4 protein-coding genes and 1 pseudogene are annotated in these 4,100 nt (G+C 46.7%); 2 read left to right on the plus strand and 3 right to left on the minus strand.

Features of this window, described 5'->3' with window-relative positions; genetic code table 11:
- Window positions 1–172: 172 nt before the first annotated feature.
- Window positions 173–971 (minus strand): annotated as a pseudogene (locus NDA06_RS26300) (LuxR C-terminal-related transcriptional regulator).
- Between the two features lie 90 nt (window positions 972–1,061).
- Here NDA06_RS26300 and NDA06_RS26305 point away from each other — a divergent pair.
- The gene (locus tag NDA06_RS26305) at window positions 1,062–1,484 is read left to right on the plus strand and encodes a DUF6220 domain-containing protein (RefSeq protein WP_190987223.1); all 423 of its coding nucleotides are present in this window, start codon (window positions 1,062–1,064) and stop codon (window positions 1,482–1,484) included.
- A gap of 78 nt (window positions 1,485–1,562) precedes the next feature.
- Complete coding sequence (locus tag NDA06_RS26310) at window positions 1,563–1,778, plus strand: hypothetical protein (RefSeq protein ID WP_348251943.1); 216 nt, start codon at window positions 1,563–1,565, stop codon at window positions 1,776–1,778.
- Here NDA06_RS26310 and NDA06_RS26315 read toward each other — a convergent pair.
- Both NDA06_RS26315 and NDA06_RS26320 read right to left on the minus strand, forming a co-directional pair.
- The gene (locus NDA06_RS26315; RefSeq protein WP_190987224.1) at window positions 1,680–2,057 is read right to left on the minus strand and encodes a hypothetical protein; all 378 of its coding nucleotides are present in this window, start codon (window positions 2,055–2,057) and stop codon (window positions 1,680–1,682) included. The two genes, NDA06_RS26310 and NDA06_RS26315, sit on opposite strands and share 99 nt — an antisense overlap.
- Window positions 2,058–2,179: 122 nt before the next feature.
- On the minus strand, window positions 2,180–3,952 hold the full coding sequence (locus NDA06_RS26320; RefSeq protein WP_190987222.1) for a M61 family metallopeptidase: 1,773 nt from the start codon (window positions 3,950–3,952) through the stop codon (window positions 2,180–2,182).
- Window positions 3,953–4,100: the final 148 nt, after the last annotated feature.

The following is a 4,100-nucleotide window of genomic DNA, read 5'->3' on the forward strand; positions in this document are numbered from 1 at the left end:
CCATCTATTGCCCCTATTACTTTTATTCTCACGTCGTAACTGTAGGGAGCGGGCATTTTTTTCTCCTGTTCACTCCTTTCTATTATTTCCTAACCCTTGCTTCGCTTGCTATAACAGCTGTTTGTTAAGTCACACAGCCTTTAGCAGCCGCTGATCGAAACTGTCGAACCACTTAATCTTTAGTGAAAACACAACCGAAAGGTGATGAGTGGGAATTCAGCACCGAGTTAAATAAATCTGAGTTTGCCCTGGATGAATGAAGCCTTGTATTTGAAAGCTGTGCAACCATCTCTGCACGGGATGAAACCTCAAGCTTACGGAACATTCGCTTTAAAGCTTGCTTCACGGAATTTTCAGTAATCCAAAGTTGATTGCCAATTTCCGCGTTGGTTTGCCCCAACGCCACCAATTCTGCAATTTGCAACTCACGAGCTGTTAAACGTTCGGCTTTGCCGTTCTGAAGGAAACCGCTATTAAACGGTTGGTGCTGTGACTTTCCTGCAAAAATGCTTTGTGAATCCACTGTTGCAACCCAACTCGATAAGTGCAGGCAGATGGCACCTAAATCGACTAGATTTTCGCTATCAAAAGCAGGCATTACCTTTTCACGTGTGCAGCCGACTACGCCCACAATTTGACCGTGATTGATGATAGGTCCCGCCATCACATGCCAGTGATCTGGACGAGGACAGATTAATTTCCAAGTCTTGGGGGTTGTCACTAATGCTTCGTGAACCGGAGCATAGCGCTCTGCTAAGTAACGCGCCATAGGGTTATGCTCAATTGAGAGTGCAATTTTCAAGATTTTTTGAAAATTGCGATCGCCTAAGAGCAGTTGGTTAAAGAAAAAAAATTGCCCATCGTTTCGCTGCAAAATATTCACCAATTTTTGGCGCGATTTGCGATCGCAGGTCGGATTTGCTATGGGTTTGGCGAATGGCTGACAACAGAGGCTCTAAGGAATTTGTCATACGTGAAGGGGTCTAAAGTGTACCCGATCGAGGTCTAGAAGCATTAAGGCGCTCAGCCTATATTAGCTTTAATCTCAATAATCCCCTGATATGACTATCAATCCAGAAATCGAGCGCACTTCTATCTGCGCGATGCAGGTCGGCTTTTATGCGACTTCAGTGGTCTTTAACCTATGCTTGATTACTCAATTATTAACAGTCGGAATTGCCTACTTTATTAGCCCTGCATGGTGGAATATTCACGTTTGGTTAGTCCGAGGGTATGGTGGACTGTCATTTCTATTACTAGGATGGTCATTTATCACCCCATTTTCACCTCAAATACAACGCCTCGCTGCGAGTTTACCCGTGCTGCTGGGGCTACAATTTCTCAGCGTTCATCTCAAGAGTCCTTTGCACCTAGAGATACTACACCCTTTGATCGGGTTTTCGTTACTCTACGTTTCTTCAAGCCTTGTCCATCGTGTATGGCGCAGCCTATCGCTCAATCATCGGCATAATGAACAAGTTTAAGAGGTAGAGATGACACAAGAGGCAATCTTTAGTCCCTTTTTTGCAACACTGTTTCTGACACTCCTAGTCTGGGTGTATATGTACATTCGTCGGATCGGTTTTATCAAAAGCCAGAAGATCCGTCCGCAAGACCTTGTTGCATCTAGCGCACCCGTGCAAATCTGGCCGCGAAACGTATCCAATCCATCAGATAACCTAAAAAATCTGTTCGAGATTCCGGTACTTTTCTATGCGCTCGTACTCTACCTTTTCGTCACAAAACAAGTAGATATAGTGTACGTAACCGCTGCGTAGATCTTCGTTGGGGTTCGCGGATTGCATAGCGCCGTCCACTGTACATTCAATCTCGTTATGCTTCGGTTCTACCTCTATCTGTTCGCTACCCTCTCGGTTTGGTTCATCGCGTTCCGCGCCGCCCTTACTCACTTTGGCGCGTAGGTATGCTTTCATAAATTTGCGTCGTGTATTCAGCCACTTGGGTTGAGACGTGCGATCGATCCCAGACATCAAATTGAGATTGGAACAATCATGTAAACGGTGGACAAACTCTGGATGTGCGAATCGAGCAATCATCTCCTAATCCGTCAAATCCGACTGAAAAAATCGCCCTCTAGGAGAAGAAAAAGCGATCGCATTCTCACGATAACTGAATGTGAAAATGCGATCGCGAAGCGCCGACTTTGTCGGTTCGCCCATTAGAATCCCGATCCCAACCACTTGGCAAAATTGTGTTTTTGGGCGTCGTCAGGAGACTCCACTGGCACAATTTTGTAAGCACTTGGGCGCGGATCTGCTAACGTCACCAGTGGCATCCGAAGTTCATCTTGATGGAAAACCGTTACCTGAATCGTATTACCCGGTTGGTAGTCTTTCAAGCGATCGCTTAAAGAAAGTGCCGTCACTCGGAAGCCGTCAATTGCTAGCAATTCATCTCCCGCATCAATTCCTGCTAACTGCGCTGGAGAACCCGCTTCGACAAATTTGATCGCCTCGCGCCCATTCTCCGTCTTCGCCGTCACACCGAGAAAAGGAACGGGTTCCTCTTCCTCAACCACTAACCGCAAACCGAAGGGGTTCAGATATTTGTCAAAGGGTAACTCTTCAGTTCCGTCAACGTAGCGCTTAAAGAAGTCGCTCAAATCCTCTTCAGCCACCGATTCTATAACTTGCTGCAATTGTTCTGGAGTGAAGCCGGTTTCCGGCTGTCCAAACTGCTGCCACATTTGCCGCATCACATCATCAAGCGATCGCTGATTGCTATGACGCCCTCGAATCAGTAAATCCAGCAAAAAGGATACCATCGCCCCTTTCAGATAGTAGGAAATCTGGGAATTCCCACTATTTGCATCCGGTCGGTACAGCTTAATCCAGGCATCAAAACTCGATTCACTCGCCGGTTGCACCAGCCGCCCTGGTGTCGTTTGTAACCGCGAGATTTCCTTGCCTAACTCCTTCAAGAAAGACTTTGCATCATAGATTCCCGCCCGGAACGGAATCACCAAGTCGTAATAACTGGTCGTCCCCTCACTAAACCACAGAGAAGGCGTATAGTTTTCCCCAGTATAATCAAACACTTCCAATCCTTTGGGACGGATGCGCTTCACGTTCCACAGGTGAAAGAACTCGTGGGCGACCAGCTGCATAAAGCGATTGTACTTCTCGCGATCGCGGAAACCAAAGCGATTGTAATTCAACGTGCAAGCATTCTTGTGTTCCAAACCTCCAGCACCCGTGGAAGCTAAATGCAACAGAAACACATATCGGTCATAAGGTAAACCTCCAAATATCTGGGATTCCACCCCAATAATTTTCTGCGTGTCCTCAATAATCCGCTCTGGTTCGGCGTTCCCCTGTCCCCAGATGGCTAACTCATGAGCTTTTCCCAAAACTTCAAAATGATACAACTGGTGGCAACCAATCTCAAAAGGACTATCCACCAGCGTGTCAAAATCGGGCGCTTGGAAGGTGTTCGCTTGCCCATCCGCCGTGGGTAATGGAGTTGTGACGCGCCATTCGGGTTTGGGCGGCACAATCGTCACTAGAATGGGTTGTTTTTCAAATTCGGGTATATAAAATAACAGAGCAGCACTGTTAAAATAACCGTGAGTCCCGTCCAAATGATTGGTTCGCACTGTTAGTTCATTGGCAAACATTCGGTAACGCACCGTAACTTCCGACACACTGTTTGTCTCTATTTGCCAGTGATTTTTGCTAAGCTTGCGCCACGCTAAAGGTTGTTCGCTGGAATCAGCCGAAAAGTCTTGCAAATGTTTAGAATACTCGCGCACCAAGTAGGAACCAGGAGTCCAAACGGGCAATTTTAAATCGAGAATCGGTGACTGCCAGTTTTGTACGGTAAAAGTTACGTCAAAAAGATGCGATTCCGGCTCCCGTATCGCCACCTGGTAATGAATTTTTGGTGCGGTATTGGATAAGCGATCGCGGCGAACAACTGTTGCTTCTGTCATTTTTAGCTTTTATCAATCGTAGATATCCACTAATTTAACTAACGTCAGTTCGGGTTAAGCAGAAGCAGGCAAAGCCGCATCAATGAGCAGGGAAGGCTTCTTGGGCTGGTGACAGTAGGCAATCAAGCCGCAGACCAAGTTGACGAAG

The sequence above is a fragment of the Trichocoleus sp. ST-U1 genome (genome assembly GCF_039961835.1).
GTDB lineage: Bacteria > Cyanobacteriota > Cyanobacteriia > Cyanobacteriales > FACHB-T130 > FACHB-T130.